At 39.5% G+C, this 15,421-nt stretch carries 18 protein-coding genes; 4 read left to right on the forward strand and 14 right to left on the reverse strand.

From position 1 onward, the window contains the following. Nucleotides 1–6: 6 nt before the first annotated feature. The 3 genes from ACXYSM_RS04605 to ACXYSM_RS04615 are packed head-to-tail and all read right to left on the reverse strand — an operon-like array spanning nucleotide 7 to nucleotide 2,213. Entirely contained in the window at nucleotides 7–1,290 is a 1,284-nt protein-coding gene (locus ACXYSM_RS04605) for a pyrimidine-nucleoside phosphorylase (RefSeq protein ID WP_458634516.1), read from the reverse strand. Continuing rightward, a complete protein-coding gene (locus tag ACXYSM_RS04610) occupies nucleotides 1,287–1,877 on the reverse strand; it encodes a class I SAM-dependent methyltransferase (protein ID WP_458634517.1) in 591 nt (196 codons plus the stop codon). The genes ACXYSM_RS04605 and ACXYSM_RS04610 overlap by 4 nt, the downstream gene beginning before the upstream one ends. A 57-nt stretch (nucleotides 1,878–1,934) precedes the next feature. Next, a complete protein-coding gene (locus ACXYSM_RS04615) occupies nucleotides 1,935–2,213 on the reverse strand; it encodes a 1,4-dihydroxy-2-naphthoate prenyltransferase (protein ID WP_458634518.1) in 279 nt (92 codons plus the stop codon). Nucleotides 2,214–2,336: 123 nt separating this feature from the next. Between ACXYSM_RS04615 and coaA the strand changes: the two genes are divergently transcribed. The 3 genes from coaA (at nucleotide 2,337) to ACXYSM_RS04630 (ending at nucleotide 4,142) form a co-directional block, all read left to right on the forward strand. Next, complete coding sequence (coaA, locus tag ACXYSM_RS04620; RefSeq protein WP_006148720.1) at nucleotides 2,337–3,257, forward strand: type I pantothenate kinase; 921 nt, start codon at nucleotides 2,337–2,339, stop codon at nucleotides 3,255–3,257. 52 nt (nucleotides 3,258–3,309) lie between these two features. Further along, nucleotides 3,310–3,558 carry a 30S ribosomal protein S20 gene (rpsT, locus tag ACXYSM_RS04625; protein WP_029689886.1) on the forward strand — a complete coding sequence of 83 codons (249 nt, stop codon included), beginning with the start codon at nucleotides 3,310–3,312 and terminating at the stop codon, nucleotides 3,556–3,558. Between the two features lie 65 nt (nucleotides 3,559–3,623). Beyond that, a complete protein-coding gene (locus tag ACXYSM_RS04630; RefSeq protein ID WP_458634519.1) occupies nucleotides 3,624–4,142 on the forward strand; it encodes a DNA topology modulation protein in 519 nt (172 codons plus the stop codon). A gap of 14 nt (nucleotides 4,143–4,156) precedes the next feature. Here the strand turns inward: ACXYSM_RS04630 and deoD are convergent, their stop codons facing one another. The 9 genes from deoD to ACXYSM_RS04675 form a co-directional block, all read right to left on the reverse strand. Then, entirely contained in the window at nucleotides 4,157–4,867 is a 711-nt protein-coding gene (gene deoD, locus ACXYSM_RS04635; RefSeq protein WP_247912553.1) for a purine-nucleoside phosphorylase, read from the reverse strand. Between the two features lie 321 nt (nucleotides 4,868–5,188). Then, nucleotides 5,189–6,469 (reverse strand): chloride channel protein, encoded by a 1,281-nt coding sequence (locus ACXYSM_RS04640; RefSeq protein WP_458634520.1) that lies wholly within the window; start codon nucleotides 6,467–6,469, stop codon nucleotides 5,189–5,191. Between the two features lie 2 nt (nucleotides 6,470–6,471). Then, nucleotides 6,472–7,281, reverse strand: coding sequence for a purine-nucleoside phosphorylase (locus tag ACXYSM_RS04645; protein ID WP_458634521.1), 810 nt, complete (start codon nucleotides 7,279–7,281; stop codon nucleotides 6,472–6,474). Next, nucleotides 7,281–7,838 (reverse strand): DUF1697 domain-containing protein, encoded by a 558-nt coding sequence (locus ACXYSM_RS04650; protein WP_458634522.1) that lies wholly within the window; start codon nucleotides 7,836–7,838, stop codon nucleotides 7,281–7,283. The genes ACXYSM_RS04645 and ACXYSM_RS04650 overlap by 1 nt, the downstream gene beginning before the upstream one ends. Nucleotide 7,839: 1 nt before the next feature. Continuing rightward, a complete protein-coding gene (locus ACXYSM_RS04655) occupies nucleotides 7,840–9,051 on the reverse strand; it encodes a phosphopentomutase (RefSeq protein WP_414312006.1) in 1,212 nt (403 codons plus the stop codon). Between the two features lie 23 nt (nucleotides 9,052–9,074). After that, the gene (gene rpiA, locus ACXYSM_RS04660; protein ID WP_074324207.1) at nucleotides 9,075–9,758 is read right to left on the reverse strand and encodes a ribose-5-phosphate isomerase RpiA; all 684 of its coding nucleotides are present in this window, start codon (nucleotides 9,756–9,758) and stop codon (nucleotides 9,075–9,077) included. A gap of 104 nt (nucleotides 9,759–9,862) precedes the next feature. Next, nucleotides 9,863–10,792 carry a peptidase U32 family protein gene (locus tag ACXYSM_RS04665; protein ID WP_004253128.1) on the reverse strand — a complete coding sequence of 310 codons (930 nt, stop codon included), beginning with the start codon at nucleotides 10,790–10,792 and terminating at the stop codon, nucleotides 9,863–9,865. A 110-nt stretch (nucleotides 10,793–10,902) separates the two neighbouring features. After that, nucleotides 10,903–11,583: an ABC transporter ATP-binding protein gene (locus tag ACXYSM_RS04670; RefSeq protein ID WP_458634523.1), complete on the reverse strand. Its 681-nt coding sequence runs from the start codon at nucleotides 11,581–11,583 to the stop codon at nucleotides 10,903–10,905. Between the two features lie 13 nt (nucleotides 11,584–11,596). Further along, complete coding sequence (locus ACXYSM_RS04675; RefSeq protein ID WP_458634524.1) at nucleotides 11,597–12,652, reverse strand: ABC transporter permease; 1,056 nt, start codon at nucleotides 12,650–12,652, stop codon at nucleotides 11,597–11,599. Nucleotides 12,653–13,021: 369 nt separating this feature from the next. Between ACXYSM_RS04675 and ACXYSM_RS04680 the strand changes: the two genes are divergently transcribed. After that, a complete protein-coding gene (locus ACXYSM_RS04680; RefSeq protein ID WP_458634525.1) occupies nucleotides 13,022–13,297 on the forward strand; it encodes a DUF3270 family protein in 276 nt (91 codons plus the stop codon). A 26-nt stretch (nucleotides 13,298–13,323) separates the two neighbouring features. Here the strand turns inward: ACXYSM_RS04680 and ACXYSM_RS04685 are convergent, their stop codons facing one another. Then, nucleotides 13,324–14,658, reverse strand: coding sequence for a sensor histidine kinase (locus ACXYSM_RS04685; RefSeq protein ID WP_458634526.1), 1,335 nt, complete (start codon nucleotides 14,656–14,658; stop codon nucleotides 13,324–13,326). Beyond that, a complete protein-coding gene (locus ACXYSM_RS04690) occupies nucleotides 14,651–15,322 on the reverse strand; it encodes a response regulator transcription factor (RefSeq protein ID WP_458634527.1) in 672 nt (223 codons plus the stop codon). The genes ACXYSM_RS04685 and ACXYSM_RS04690 overlap by 8 nt, the downstream gene beginning before the upstream one ends. Nucleotides 15,323–15,421: the final 99 nt, after the last annotated feature.

Below are 15,421 nucleotides of genomic sequence, written 5' to 3' on the forward strand. Positions count from 1 at the left end.
CTTAAATTAGGAGATGATTTCGATGATTTCACGCATTTTTAGCGTTTCATCACTCATTTTAATTTTAACATATTTTTGGAAATCTGTAACTAGTTCCGGAGAAATTTTGCCATTTGCATATACTTTTGCGACAATTTCACCTTTTTTGACTGATTCTCCAACTTTCTTCTCAAAAACAATTCCTGTTTCATAATCAAGAGCATCTGTTTTGACTGCACGACCAGCACCTAATCTCATAGCGAAAAGACCGAACTCCATGGCTGGAAGTTCTGCGATAATACCATCCTCTTGAGCAGGAATATCAATTACATGGTCAACTTTTACTGGACGATAGAGGTCCTCTAGGTTTCCACCCTGAGCTAGAACCATCTCTTCAAATTTCTTGAGTGCCTGACCATTTTCAAGATGTTGCCTTACTTCCTCGACTGTTTTTTCAACATTTGCCAAAGATAGCATAATCTGGGCTAACTCACAGATAAAGTGGCTAATATCTTGTCGTCCTTTTCCTTGAAGAATATCCAATGCTTCTAGGATTTCTAATCGGTTACCGATTGCGCGCCCTAGAGGTTGACTCATATCCGTAATGACTGCTACTGTCTTGCGACCAACAGCTTTCCCGAGATTCACCATGGTTTGAGCCAGTTCACGCGCCTCGTCAACTGTCTTCATAAAGGCACCTTCACCGACAGTAACATCCAGCAAAATAGCATCCGCTCCAGCTGCAATCTTTTTACTCATGACAGAACTAGCAATCAGTGGAATAGTATCAACCGTTGCTGTCACATCTCGCAGTGCATAGAGCAGTTTATCCGCTTTGACTAGTTGGTCAGATTGACCAATCACTGAAACCCCGATATCCTGAACCTGTTTGATAAAGTCATCCTGACTGCGTTCGACTTGAAAACCTTTGATAGATTCTAATTTATCGATAGTACCTCCAGTGTGCCCTAGACCTCTGCCACTCATCTTGGCAACTGGTACGTCAAAACTAGCGACTAATGGAGCTAAAATCAAGGTAACCTTATCTCCTACTCCCCCGGTGGAGTGTTTATCAACCTTGACACCATCTATAGCAGACAAATCAAACTCCTGACCTGTCTTGACCATGTTCATAGTCAAATCAGAAATCTCACGTGTGGTCATGCCTTTAAAATAAACAGCCATAGCAAAAGCAGACATTTGATAATCTGGAACAGTTCCAGCTACATAGCCTTCTACCAGCCATTTGATTTCACTTGAGGTTAGTTCTTGACCGTCTCTTTTTTTCTGGATTAGATCTACTGCTCTCATTCTTTCACACTTCTAAGGATATAATATCCCTTGTCTTTCTTCACGACCTCACAATTACCAAAGACTTCTTCCATCTTGTTTTTGGCACTAGGGGCTCCTTGTTTTTTCTGGATGACAATGGTCAAATCTCCACCATCCTTAAGATAATCAATACTGTTCTCGATGATTTCATGAACGACCTGCTTGCCTGCACGAATGGGCGGATTCGAAATGACATGATCGAATTGACCTTCTACCTGCTCATAAATATTGGACTGGAAGATAGTCGCTTGAACATTGTTTTTTACTGCATTTTGCTGGGCTAAATCCAGGGCACGATTATTGATATCCACCATGGTCGCTTGGGCACCATAAGCTTTAACCAAAGACAAGCCGATGGGACCATAGCCACAACCAACATCAAGGATTTTTTCATTTTTTTCGATATCCAGGCATCCTAACAACAGCTGACTTCCGAAATCAATCATTTTTTTGCTAAAGACACCAGCATCTGTCAAAAAGGTCATCTTTTGCCCAAGTAGCTCAACTCTAAGTTCATGAACATCATGGGCTGCATCTGGATTTTCTGCATAATACATTTTACTCATAGTTTCATTTTACCATAAAATTTAGATATTTTAAATCGTTTACACGGTCTATACCATCTAAGGCCCTAAGAAGAGATAACCTAGGAACATACTAATAAAAAATGAAAATAGACAAGCTAGACCAATCAATATCAGCCACCATTTTTTTGTTAAAATGGCGAGAATCAAATAAATAAAACCAATAATTGGTAGCAAGAATAACAAGACAAAGGCAGACCAACTATAGGTTTGACTTCCTAAACTCACAGTAAACTCAATCAATGTTGGAGACAACCACAAAATAGCAACAAGTAAACAACTTAGTTTTAGTATTTTATCACTTATTTCTACTCTCATAACATCACCTCTTTTGATGTTTATTCTACCTCTATTCTAACAAAGAAAGCGCTTTTTCTCAAATGATTCAGATGTCTTTCTTTGTAAATTATGGTATACTGAGGTATCAAACGAGGAAATTTTATGACCAACGAATTTATACATTATGAAAAAATCAGTCGCGGAACTTGGCAATCTTTACATCGTAAAACTACACCTCCTTTAACCGAGGAGGAATTGGATTCGATTAAGAGTTTTAATGACCAGATTAGCCTCCAAGATGTAACAGATATTTACCTGCCGCTAGCTCATCTGATTCAAATCTACAAACGCTCCAAAGAAGACCTAGCTTTTTCAAAAGGGATTTTTCTCCAGAGAGAGAGTAAAAATCAGCCTTTTATTATCGGAATTTCAGGTAGTGTCGCTGTTGGCAAATCAACTACTAGCCGACTCTTACAAATTTTGCTTTCCCGTATTTTTCCAGAAGCAAGTGTTGAATTAGTGACAACTGATGGCTTTCTGTATCCTAACAGCATCTTAAATGAGCGAAATATCCTAAACCGAAAAGGTTTCCCTGAGAGTTATGATATGGAAAGCTTGCTCGATTTCCTTGACCAACTAAAAAACGGTCAGGATGTAGATATCCCCGTTTATTCTCACGAAATCTACGATATCGTACCTGATAAAACACAAAGAGTTCAAGCAGCGGATTTTGTCATTGTAGAAGGTATCAACGTCTTTCAAACACCACATAACAGCCGTCTTTATATTACAGACTTCTTCGATTTTTCAATCTATGTAGATGCTGCAGTCGAGGATATCGAGAGCTGGTATTTGGACCGTTTTTTGAAACTTCTTAGCTTTGCACAAGATGATCCAAACAACTATTACTATCGTTTCACTCAGCAACCAATTAGTGAAGTCAAAGATTTTGCCCATCAGGTTTGGACAAGTATTAATTTGACCAATCTACAAAACTACATCGAACCGACAAGAAATCGGGCTGAAGTCATTCTTCATAAATCTAAAAATCATGAAATTGATGAAATTTATTTAAAAAAGTGATTTCCCCTTGTCAAAATAACAGTTTTCAGATATAATGGTATAGTTAGTAAATATGGAGGTAAGAACATTGGCAAACATTAAATCAGCTATCAAACGCGCTGAATTGAACGTTAAACAAAACGAAAAGAACTCAGCTCAAAAATCAGCTATGCGTACTGCTATCAAAGCTTTTGAAGCAAACCCATCTGAAGAACTTTACCGTGCTGCTAGCTCAGCCATCGATAAAGCAGAAACTAAAGGTTTGATCCACAAGAATAAAGCTAACCGTGATAAAGCACGTCTTGCAGCTAAACTTGGTTAATCTTTAACTGGATACAAAATGAGCTCTTCGGAGCTTTTTTTGTACACATTTTTCTGGAGGTTATCATGAAAATTGCTATTATAGGATATTCAGGCTCAGGTAAATCTACTCTGGCAGAAAAACTTTCCAGCTACTACTCCATTCCTAAACTCCATATAGACCGATTGCAATTTCAGCCTGGGTGGCAAGATAGCGACCACGATTGGATGTTAAAGGAGATGAAGACTTTCCTTTCTAAACATGAGGATTGGGTTATCGACGGCAACTATAGGTGGTGTTGCTACGAGGAAAGAATGGAGCAAGCTGATCAGATTATCTTTTTAAACTTCTCAGCATGGAATTGTTTAGCAAGAGCCTTTAAACGCTATCTAAGATACAGAGGAAAAGTTAGAGAAAGTATGGCAGACGGTTGTCCTGAACGTTTTGACTGGGAGTTTATCCGCTGGATTCTTTGGGATGGACGTAACTCTTCTCACAAAGACCATTATCAACAGATCTGTTCAGACTATGCAGACAAGGTAACCATAATCACTAATCAAAAAGAACTAGATGGCTTTCTTCATAAAAAAGAGGTTTCCTGTTAAGGAAACCTTTTTTCTTATTCTGCAATTAAAGTCTCTAGACCAACCTTCATCATATCGGTGAAGGTATTTTGACGTTCCTCTGCAGTTGTATCTTCATCTGGATTAACCAAGCTATCAGAAATGGTCATAATAGCTAGAGCATCGACGTGGTGTTGGGCAGCAAGATAGTAGAGGGCTGCTGCTTCCATTTCTACAGCTTTCACACCCCATTTACCAAGCTCGATGTTCTTTTCACCATAGTTTGAATAGAAAACGTCTGATGACAAGACATTTCCGACGTGAGTAGTCATACCAAGGTCTTTGGCAATATGGTAAGCCTTATCTAAAAGATCAAAGCTAGCGATTTGTGGAAAATCGTATTGAGGCCAATCGTTACGGATAATGTTTGAGTTGGTTGCAGCTGCTTGAGCCAAGACCAATTCACGGACATGAACATCCTCATTCAAAGATCCAGCCGTTCCTACACGGATCAATTTCTTCACTCCGTAGTCAACAATCAACTCGCGCGCATAAATAGAGATGGATGGCATCCCCATCCCAGTTCCCATGACAGAAACACGGTGACCCTTGTAAGTACCTGTGTAACCAAACATGTTACGGACTTCGTTAAAGCAAACAGCATCTTCAAGAAAATTCTCAGCGATAAATTTCGCACGAAGAGGATCCCCAGGAAGAAGAATTTTATCAGCAATTTCACCTTGCTTAGCAGCAATATGGATAGACATAATATAAGATACCAAACCCGTCAAAAAGCGAAGGGAAAATAGGAGTTGGGCGCAGTGAGCGATGCTCGCTAGACCAACTATCTTTTTCCCACTGCTTTTAGGGTGGGTTCTATTCCTTTCTTTATTAATTTTGATTTAGAGGAGAGCCGCCCGTATTCAGTTCTGCGAATACGATTAACCCATCCTTTCTTTTTTATTGAGTAATTAGAAAAGCTTTCCGCTCGTGTTCAAATCTGAACACACGCTCTACCTTTCTTTATTAAATGATATTGATTATAAATTTAAAATATATTTTGGATTAGAAAAACTAGAGTATTCTTATTAATTTTCTATTATCCTTATCTTTGGTCGTAAGTATTTCTCCCAAGGGATTCGGTCCAGCATTTTAGCAAAACTAAATGCCAAGTAAGCAGTCACCATAAGAAAAGGTATAGCCTCTAATGATTGACCAGTGAACCCCATCACCAATCCAGTTGCAGACAGAGGTGCCTTCAAGGTCACAGCTAAAAAGCAAACCGAACCTAATAGTAAGACTGCCGGCTGGTTGCCGCTACCTAAAATCATGGTCAAGAGTGCAGCTCCTGCCATTCCCAAGGCAAAAGATGGGGTCAAGGTCCCACCATAGGTACCTGCCCAAAGGGTAACTAAAACGACCAAGGCTTTCAAGACAAACACGAGGATTACCGTCTTGGCATTACTGCCGTTTAAAATCTCCTGAGCCATCATACGCCCATTACCAAGTAGATGAGGAAAATAGCTAGCCAATCCAACAAGGAAAAGGAATGTTACCGGCAGAGTATAGAGTATCCGCTTGTCCTTTATTCTCTTTGAAGAAACTTGTTTGTTGAAGCGACTAAAAAGCCAAGCGAGTGGAGTCAGGAAAAGAACTAATAGGGGAACAAGCCACATATCACCTAGTGGCCAAGTCATGGCTGGAATCTGGTAGAGAGCATGATCTGAAACAACAAAGCCTGCTGTAAAGGCTGATACATATGTAGTCAGACCGACCAGGAAAAAACGTTTGACAGATAAAGCAATTCCCAAGGTTTCAAAAGTGAAAAACACACTCGTTAACGGAACCTGATAGACAGCTGCTAAACCCGCACCCGCTCCACAGGCAATGAGAAAGATTTGGTCCTTCACGGAGAGAGAAAAAATATTGGCAATAGGTCTTGCAAATAAAGCTCCAATCTCCCGCGGCGCAGCTTCCTTACCGATAGGCGCTCCTCCTCCAACTGCAACAATCTGCCAAATTGAATGAACTAGCTGTTTTAAAAAATGAAGTTTGTATTGTGATGTTTCATCTTTCATCTGCGCTTTGATGGAAAAAATCTTTGCTTTTCTTTGCAAGAAATACCAGACCAAAGCAGAACTGACACCCACGATGATTAAACTGAAGCCTATTCGTGATGAGGCAACCCCATCTGTCAAGAATCCAGTGTTATGTTCTGTCTGACCAAAAGCAATCCCTTCAACCAGCTCTAAAAGATAATGGAGCAAAATTCCGAATATACCTGTAACTAGCCCTAGCATGATGACCGCTAGAACTAATTTGAGGTTATATGGGATCTTCTGAAGACTCCTCCTCAACTCATGTACCATGATTATAATTCAGCAAGAATCGCTTTCAGCAATCCTTTGAAGTCGCCTTTGACGCGTTCTGTCACTTCCACTACTTCTTCGTGGTTGAGTTCTTCTTGGAAACCAGCAGCATGGTTAGTGATACATGAAATTCCTAGAACTTTTATGCCTGAGTGGGCTGCCACAATAACTTCAGGAACAGTAGACATACCAACTGCATCTGCTCCCAATGTCTTATAGGCACGAATTTCTGCTGGGGTTTCATAAGTCGGACCTGTTACACCAATATAGACACCTTCATCAAGCTTGATACCAAGTTTCTTAGCCACTTCATGGGCAGTAGCACGATATTCTGGAGTGTAGGCTTTAGACATATCTGGGAAACGTGGACCAAAATCATCCAAGTTTTCACCCATCAATGGGTTTTGCCCCGTCATATTGATATGGTCTGAGATAGCCATCAAGGTACCAGGCCCAAATCCAATACCTCCAGCTGCATTGGTTACAATGACACCTTCGCATCCAAGAACTTTCATCACACGTACTGGGAAAGTCACGACTTCAAGAGGATTTCCTTCATAGAAATGGAAACGACCTTGAAGAACCAAGACTTTACGTCCAGCAAGATCACCATAAACCAATTTACCAGCATGTCCGACTACTGTGGATTGACCCCAGTTTGGAATGTCAGAGTAGTCTACTACGACTGCATTTTCGATTTCTTCAGCCAATTCTCCAAGACCTGAACCAAGGATCAAACCGAACTCAGGAGCTTCGATTCCTTTGCCCTTCAAAAATGCTGCTGTTTCATTGATTTTATTTAATAATGTCATTAGGTATCTCCTTCTTTATGTTTTAAAAATTGACCAATTTTGTCAAAGGTATTAGCGTTACGAATGGTAATATTACGATAGAAAGGCATCTTAAGCAAGTGCTTGTGATAGGCTGTTTTAGAGTAGCTAGCTTCTGACAATTTACCCCAGAAGATCCCTAATTTCCCAAAATGAAGCACTTCATCGACCAATTCCAAACTGTTCACTTTCTCGATGACTTGATCCACATTCAAGCCCTCAGTGTAAAAGAGCACATCTTTTCGAGCTAGGTCTTTGGTCCACCAATCAGGAAGATTTCTAAGCTCCTTTTCATAGTCTTCGTGAGACAACAAGGAAAAACTCTGGATAAATGGATAACGTCTTTCAAAGAAAGCCTGTAATTTCTCTATTAGTTTAGTTCTAGGCACAATGCTATTAAAGAAAATATTGCCACTATTGATGTAGGTTTCTACATTTTCTAATCCCAACTCCGTCAATTCTTGACGCAGCTGAGCCATGACAACCTTATTCTTTCCACCGACATTAATACCTCTAACAAGTAGAGCGTAGCGAATCATCTTAAACTAATTTATCTAAGAAACTTTCACCGATCATGGCTTTTTCAACACCAAAGTTCTCTGCAATCGTTGCTGATATATCGGCGAAGTGTCCAACTGGAATTAATCCATTGCCTTTAAAGGATGGACTGTATGCCAAAAGTGGAATATATTCACGAGTATGGTCAGTACCAGCATAGGTTGGGTCATTTCCGTGGTCAGCAGTAATCAAAAGAAGATCGTCTTCTCTCATTGCTGCCATGATTTCTGGCAAGCGCTCATCAAACTCATGCAAACAATCACGGTATCCGTGCGCATTGCGACGGTGTCCGTAAAGAGCATCAAAGTCTACCAAGTTGGTAAATGAGAAGCCTTCTTGGAACTCAGGAAGTCCCATGGTCTTAATCAAGGTATCTATACCGTGGCTATTTGATTTGTTATGGCCCATATCGTGGTTGATACCAGCACCGTTGAAGATATCGTTAATCTTACCAACCGCATATGTATCAATACCTGCTTCATTCAATTTGTCCAAAACAGTTGGAGCAAATGGAGATACAGCCAAGTCACGACGGTTAGCCGTACGAGTGAAGTTTCCAGGCTCACCAACATAAGGACGAGCAATGATACGTCCTAGAAGAGCTGGGCGCTCAAGGGTAATTGAACGAGCGTATTCACAGATACGGTAGAGTTCATCCAAAGGAATGATATCTTCGTGAGCTGCGATTTGAAGAACTGGGTCAGCTGATGTATAGATAATCAACTCGCCAGTTTCCATTTGGCGTGGTCCAAAGTCATCGATGACAGCTGTTCCTGAGTATGGTTTGTTGGCTTCGCGGATGACCTTGCGACCTGAAAATTCTTCGATTTTAGTAAGGATTTCCTCTGGGAATCCATTCCAGAAAGTATCGAAAGGTTCAGTGATATTAAGTCCCATGATTTCCCAGTGACCAGTCATGGTATCTTTACCTAGAGATACCTCTTCTAGCTTAGTTGCATAACCTGTTGGATTGCTCTCAGCTGGAACTGTCTTCAATGGTGTTTCCCGAGGAATGTTCCCAAGACCAAGTTTTGCCATATTTGGAACATTCAAACCTACTGATTTTGAAATGTGTCCAAGCGTGTCTGATGCACCATCAGGAACACCAGCGTTGACAAAGTTATGTGCATCTGGTGCTGCACCAATTCCTACAGAATCTAGTACCACCAAGTGAATACGATTAAATTTTGGCATAGTGTGTCTCCTTTTTATTTTGATTATTTTGCTTTTGTTGAAGTTAAAATCTGAACGCCCTCTTGTCCAGCAACGATGACCTTATCCACCATTTGGTTAAACAAGCCGTGCTCAACGACACCAACGACATGATCCAATTCTTGTCCAAGAGCAATTGGGTCTTCTATCACTTCCAAGGCCAAATCGATGATAAAGTTTTGCATATCCGTCACAAAACGTTGGCCATCCTTTTCGCGGAAGCTCGGTTTATAGCCAGCTCGTTCAAATCGACGAAATACCTGTTCGGCACCATATTGAACAACCTCTACTGGTAATTTAAAGGCACCGAGTTTCTCTACTAGCTTACTTTCATCAACTACCCAGATATATTCTTTAGATGGAGTTGCGACAACCTTTTCCATGAGAAGGGCCCCACCACCGCCTTTGATGCCGTTAAACTGACTGTCTACTTCATCTGCACCATCAACTGTCAGGTCTACAAAGTCTACTTGATCAATAGACTTAAGAGGAATATTGAGTCCTTCTGCCTGCTTGCTGGTCACACTAGAAGTCGTTACAGCTGTAATCTGTAAGCCCTCTTCCTTGATACGACGACCTATTTCTTCTACGAAATAGTAGGCAGTTGAGCCTGTTCCAAGCCCGACAACCATACCATCTTTGACGAACTCGGCAGCTTTAATCCCTGCCATTTTTTTCAGATTTTCCACTTATACACCTCCAAATAGAGCTACTTCTATTATATCATGAATACGCTTCAAATTCATCCTTACACTAGAAAAACCCGAACATTTTATTTCGGGTTTTGTGATGTTTATTTAACCATATCAGGGTCATAGTCGTAAAATCCAGTATCCAAGAAACGATTTTTAGGATGGAGTTTGCGAACTTCTTCATCAAGCAAGAAGGCTTGGTCGTGTGTAAAGTTACCCTCTTGAATCAAATTACGCGCTTGGATAAAGAGTTTTGCAATTTCTACAAAGTTTTGGCCTGGAGTGTAGAGACCTTCCAGTTTCCAGTGGGTAAATCCATGTTCTACTAGTTCAGTCAACTTGGTCATCAAATCAAGGTCATTGTTAGCAAAGATATGAGTCCCATGATTGTCTTCAAAAATAGAGTAATGGCTCTCTGGATCACTTGGCTCAGCTAAAAACAAGTCACGTTGACGAGATTTTTCATCATCAATCTGTGTGAAATTATAGTAGTTTTGCAAGAGTGGACGCTTCGAATGGTGGATGACACTAGCACCGTATACCAAGACCTCAGCAGGAATTTCTAAAATTTCAGGCATTTTGAAAAGTTCTGCAGATGGGATTTCACGCGCCAAAACTGCTTCTGACGCTCCTGCTTTTTGTCCCCAGAAGTTAATCTGACGACTGCTTGTGACCATGGTTGAGGCATCGTAAATCGTTTTGAAAGAATAGTTATCACGGTTAACCACATAAAAGACACCTGCGTCCCCAACTGTGATATAGTCCGTTTTGATTTCTTCTAAAAAGTCCAAGAATGGCTTGATACGGTCCATCATGTCTTGGTGCATAAGAGCATTAACCGCAACGATTAATTCCTTACCGGCATCATGAACAATTTTTGCGATTTCACGCAATTCTTCATGACTAAAGGTAGTTGGCAAACGAAGACCAAAATCTTTCTCACCGACATAAATGCGGTCGACACCAGCTTCAAGTAGCTGTTTTACTTGTTCAATACTTTCAGCAGTTGCTGTAATGATAATCTTTTCCATAGAGAAAATTATACCACATTTCCAAAAAATCAGCTATATAGAAAAGTGGGTCTTATTAGTCCAAATTTTAAAAAAAGTGAACCGTATCAATAACAGTTCACTTTTTAGATTTATGCTTGTGCCTTTTCAACAAGTCGTCCGTCATTCATCACATAAACACGGTCAACCTTATCTAGTAAGCGAGTATCATGTGTAATCATGACAACTCCCCTGCCTTGCTCATGGGCAATTGAGGCCAGCATATCCGTCACTTGATAAGCACGTTGTGTATCCAAGCTAGCAGTCGGCTCATCTGCAAGCACGATACTAGGATTATTATAAAGGGCTCTAGCAATTGCAGCTCGTTGGCGTTCACCACCAGAGAGAGCTTTGGGATAGTGATTTTGAACCTTTCCCAAATCCAACAAACTAAATAACTCTTGTCTATCACTTTTTTCTGATTTCTTTTTATCCAAACGGTCAATTAAATCTAATTGCTCCTTAACCGTTAAAAAGGGAATCAGATTTGAAGCCTGGAGGATAAAACCAAATTCACTAAAGCGCAAATCCGTTTTTTCTTTTTCAGATAAATGACCAGTCTCTTTTCCCTTCACCAGAATCTTTCCACTTGAAGCTTCCTGAAGTTGTCCTAGAGTTGTTAAAAAAGTAGTTTTACCTGATCCAGAAGGCCCCACAATCGCTACAAATTCCCCAGCGTTTAGCTGAAAATTGGTCTCATGGAGAGCTGTAACTTTCGTATTGCCTTCGCCATAAGTTTTTGTCACTTGAATCATCTCAATTAATGTCGTCATATCATTCTCCTTATCATTCTGCAATCGCTGTAATTGGATCCACTTTAAGTAGACGCGGAAGCGAAATGACACCACCTAGTAGTGCCATCAAGCAAATGACCAGGCTTAAGACAAAGTATGCCAACCAGCTAGGGTAGAAAAAGAAGGTTGCAGGTAAGACTAAAATGACAGCCCAAATGGCTAACAAAGCCAATCCTATACCCAAACCAGATAAAAGAAAGATTTGACAGAAAAGGGACCATACGATGGATTTTATCTGAATCCCTTGCGCTCGCATAATTCCATAGAGGCCTAATTTTTGAATAGTAATGATGTAGATAAAAATGCCAACAATCAGACCTGTAATGACAATCATAGCTAGAATCATTCCTGAGAATACATTGACTTGAGGGGTATAGCCAGGAATTTTCGAAATCATTTTTTGAATAGAAATCTGCTTCAAACCATCGCCAGTCACTTCTACATCATTTTGCAATACCAATGCAGAGATCGAACGATTGCCTTTTGTTGTTCCTTGTAAATCCCAATACGTTGTTAAACTTGTAAAGACAACAGGTTCCGTGAAAAATTTATTTTCTCTGGTCAAACCTACAATCTTAAAACTTGTCTCACTTCCGTTGAGTTGAATAGCGTCCCCGAGTTTGATGGCGTTATTTTCAAAAGACTGATCCACTACCACTTCTTGGTCATTTTCTGGGTAACGACCTTCAATCAAGGTTGGCGAGATAAAGCTGTCCCACTCTTGACCAAAAATAGAGACATTCATCTTGTCACTACTATTAACAAGGTTTGTCACCGCAAACATGTAGCTTAGAGGAACAGCATCCTTAGACACTTTATCTTTGTAGTCTTTTTCTGGTATAAAGGATGCAGTTAAATTATCATTTGCATAATCGGATAGCACAACTCCTGTTGCTTGCCAATTATCAATAGCAGCCCTGTTATTTCGAACAAGCCCGAGAGCCAAACTGGTCATAAAAAAGACCATAAAAGCAATGAGAAAAATGGTTATTAGAATTAAACTGTAACGCAGTTTATTCTGTAAAATATCTTTGATAGCAAGATACATGCCAATCTCCTTTAAGTATTCTGTTGTCGAGGGAACAAATCTCCTCTTTACCATAGCACTAAAGATAGAAAACTATCTCGTCATGAACAACTAGAATCAATTTAAAAGAATCCTGTCCTTACTTCAAAATTGAATTTATTTGCATCTGTGTATGATTTTTATTCGTTTTAATCATCAAATTTCCCCTCATTGAAATAAGAGAAAAATAATAAAGTTTAAACGGTTTACTCATCCTATCATTTTCCCATCAGCATGTCAAGAAAACTGAAATTTCCCTTGATAACAGATTTTATGCAATTTGTAACAATCCTGTAATAATTCTCTCTTTAAAAAATGATAAAATAGTAATGTACTGTTAAGGAGAGAAATATGCCCGCAAGAAAACTACACCCGTATGAGTTCGAACAAGAAAGTATAAAAACTGCTCAGTTTCAAGATTATGTTCCAGAAAATACTTCTGTTGCTAGTGTAAAGGAAGTCCTATTTTTTGTAAATATTGCTTGCTTCTGCATCTTTTTAGCTATCTTTAGTTTTATGTTCTTATCGCTAAAATTGAACACTGTTTTATCATTTGCTTTGGCTATCGGCCTCAGTCTTGTCGCTTTACAATTGCAGCGCACCTTTATCAAGAAAAAATTCAAATAAAAACCTTCGATGAATCGAAGGTTTTTTTATTTATTCTTTCGTCTTGATGGTGTTGAGATAGCTATCTTGACTTCAAAAATTGTTCCGTTAGGTTTGTTATCTTTAACACTAATAGAGCCTTTGAGGGCATCGACGATTTGCTTCGCCAAAGACAAGCCTAATCCGAAACCACCCTTTTGACGTGTCCGAGCCTTATCAACACGATAAAAACGATCAAAGATTTTCTTTTTATCGGCTGCAGAAATACCGATACCATTATCCGCTACCTTTAGATAGAGGCTGCGCTCTGTCGTTGAAATCTCAAAATAGATTTCTCCTTCTTCTTCTGTATACTTGACCGCATTGTCAAACAGAATGGTCATCAATTGCTTGAGAAGGAGTTTATCAGTGATGATGGTTCGATGAACATGATTCTCGAAACGAAAGGCACGATTATTCTCAGATGCAATCATTTCATAGTTGGTAAAGGTCGTATTAAAGAAGTCGGGATCTACTTCTCCGAACTCTGGCTTGATTCCATCATCCCTACGTGCCAGATTGAGAAGATTGGTTGTTAAAAAACGCATATTTCGAACTTCTTCCAAACTCGAAGCAATGCTCTCACTGGACTCCAGAATAGTCGCTTCTGGTTTTCTAAAAAGAGTTTCCAAACGGTTTTGAAGAACTGCTAACGGCGTCCGTAATTCATGACTGGCATTTTCTACAAAGCTCTGCTGCTTTTGCATACTTTCAAGCAAGGGCTTCACACTGACACGAGCAAGATAGAGACTAGCCAAGATAGATAGAATCCAAAAACTTGCCATCACCACCACGATTAACTGTTCGTGGTTTTGACTAATCTGCTCTAGTTGGCTTGTGTTAATCAGGATAGCAGCATACTTGATATTGGTCGAGACCGAATCAATATTCATTTCTGTCAGGACAACTCGATAAATCTCATCCTGACCGTAACTATTCACAACATGAAGTTGACGAATATGGTTTAGATCCTTTTTATTAAAAGTGATTCTGTCTAATCCTAAAAAGCGATTTCCAGTCACTAATTGATTCAAATTTGAATCGAGCAAGATCACTTCAGTATTGGAACTCACATTTGGTTTTTTATCAGAAGCTGAAGTGACACTGCCACTACCCAAATCCTTTACGTCTTCAGTTGCGCGATTGACCGCCAATTGAATAATATCCTGAGGATTTTTACTGAGAGATAGCAGTTTCTCATCCACTGATGTGTAGAGACTGGAGTGCATAACCTGCAGGATAATCAAGGTCATGGCAGAGAAAATCAGCGTGAAAACACCAAAATTACGGATAAAGTAACTGAAATCCTCTGCGTACCAATTCTTTCTTAATTTCTTAAACATGTTTTAAAATATACCCAACACTACGCAAAGTTTGGAGATTTTCAGCAAAGGCTGAACCTTTCAATTTCTTACGAACTTTTGATACATAAACTTCCACAACGGAAATAGTTGTGTCACTGTCAAATCCCCATAAACGGTCAAAGATTTGAGTTTTTGGTAAGATGACATTTTGGTTTTGGAGGAAATAGACCAAGAGTTCAAATTCTTTACCGAGTAGCTCAACAGAGACATCCTTTACCTTTACTTCATTGGTAGATAGATTGACTGTCAAGTCACCGTATGATAAGGTATTTTCGTTAAATTTCCCTGAGCGTTTGAGAAGGGCCTGAATACGCATCTTGAGTTCTTCTAGATAAAATGGTTTAGTTAGATAATCATCTGCTCCCAGCTCAAACCCATGTCCTTTGTCATCAAGACTTTCCTTAGCCGTCATGATCAGAACTGGAGTTGAAATACCTTTTTCACGTAGTTCTTTTAAAACTTGGAAACCATTTTTCTCTGGTAACATCAAGTCCAATAGAATCAAGTCATAGACGCCACTTTCAGCCTCGTAGAGACCTTCTTCGCCATCAAACACCTGCATGACATCTGCAAAATCATCCAAAAAATCAAAGACTGAATTTGACAGGCCTAGGTCATCTTCCACTAATAGAATTTTGATCATCAAAAATTCCTCCTTATTAAGCTTATTATAACAAAAATATCTTAAAAAAAACTCAACTTTCCTTGTTTTTCTAGGAAAAAGTTGAGTTTTTATTATCTA

The sequence above is a fragment of the Streptococcus sp. V940 genome (genome assembly GCF_054353495.1).

What these genes read in the sequence shown, in the direction of transcription:
- ACXYSM_RS04605 (WP_458634516.1), bottom strand. Translation starts at nt 1,290, where the DNA reads ATGAGAGCAGTAGATCTAATCCAGAAAAAAAGAGACGGTCAAGAACTA.
- ACXYSM_RS04610 (WP_458634517.1), bottom strand. Translation starts at nt 1,877, where the DNA reads ATGAGTAAAATGTATTATGCAGAAAATCCAGATGCAGCCCATGATGTT.
- ACXYSM_RS04615 (WP_458634518.1), bottom strand. Translation starts at nt 2,213, where the DNA reads ATGAGAGTAGAAATAAGTGATAAAATACTAAAACTAAGTTGTTTACTT.
- coaA (WP_006148720.1), top strand. Translation starts at nt 2,337, where the DNA reads ATGACCAACGAATTTATACATTATGAAAAAATCAGTCGCGGAACTTGG.
- rpsT (WP_029689886.1), top strand. Translation starts at nt 3,310, where the DNA reads ATGGAGGTAAGAACATTGGCAAACATTAAATCAGCTATCAAACGCGCT.
- ACXYSM_RS04630 (WP_458634519.1), top strand. Translation starts at nt 3,624, where the DNA reads ATGAAAATTGCTATTATAGGATATTCAGGCTCAGGTAAATCTACTCTG.
- deoD (WP_247912553.1), bottom strand. Translation starts at nt 4,867, where the DNA reads ATGTCTATCCATATTGCTGCTAAGCAAGGTGAAATTGCTGATAAAATT.
- ACXYSM_RS04640 (WP_458634520.1), bottom strand. Translation starts at nt 6,469, where the DNA reads ATGGTACATGAGTTGAGGAGGAGTCTTCAGAAGATCCCATATAACCTC.
- ACXYSM_RS04645 (WP_458634521.1), bottom strand. Translation starts at nt 7,281, where the DNA reads ATGACATTATTAAATAAAATCAATGAAACAGCAGCATTTTTGAAGGGC.
- ACXYSM_RS04650 (WP_458634522.1), bottom strand. Translation starts at nt 7,838, where the DNA reads ATGATTCGCTACGCTCTACTTGTTAGAGGTATTAATGTCGGTGGAAAG.
- ACXYSM_RS04655 (WP_414312006.1), bottom strand. Translation starts at nt 9,051, where the DNA reads ATGCCAAAATTTAATCGTATTCACTTGGTGGTACTAGATTCTGTAGGA.
- ACXYSM_RS04665 (WP_004253128.1), bottom strand. Translation starts at nt 10,792, where the DNA reads ATGGAAAAGATTATCATTACAGCAACTGCTGAAAGTATTGAACAAGTA.
- ACXYSM_RS04670 (WP_458634523.1), bottom strand. Translation starts at nt 11,583, where the DNA reads ATGACGACATTAATTGAGATGATTCAAGTGACAAAAACTTATGGCGAA.
- ACXYSM_RS04675 (WP_458634524.1), bottom strand. Translation starts at nt 12,652, where the DNA reads ATGTATCTTGCTATCAAAGATATTTTACAGAATAAACTGCGTTACAGT.
- ACXYSM_RS04680 (WP_458634525.1), top strand. Translation starts at nt 13,022, where the DNA reads ATGCCCGCAAGAAAACTACACCCGTATGAGTTCGAACAAGAAAGTATA.
- ACXYSM_RS04685 (WP_458634526.1), bottom strand. Translation starts at nt 14,658, where the DNA reads ATGTTTAAGAAATTAAGAAAGAATTGGTACGCAGAGGATTTCAGTTAC.
- ACXYSM_RS04690 (WP_458634527.1), bottom strand. Translation starts at nt 15,322, where the DNA reads ATGATCAAAATTCTATTAGTGGAAGATGACCTAGGCCTGTCAAATTCA.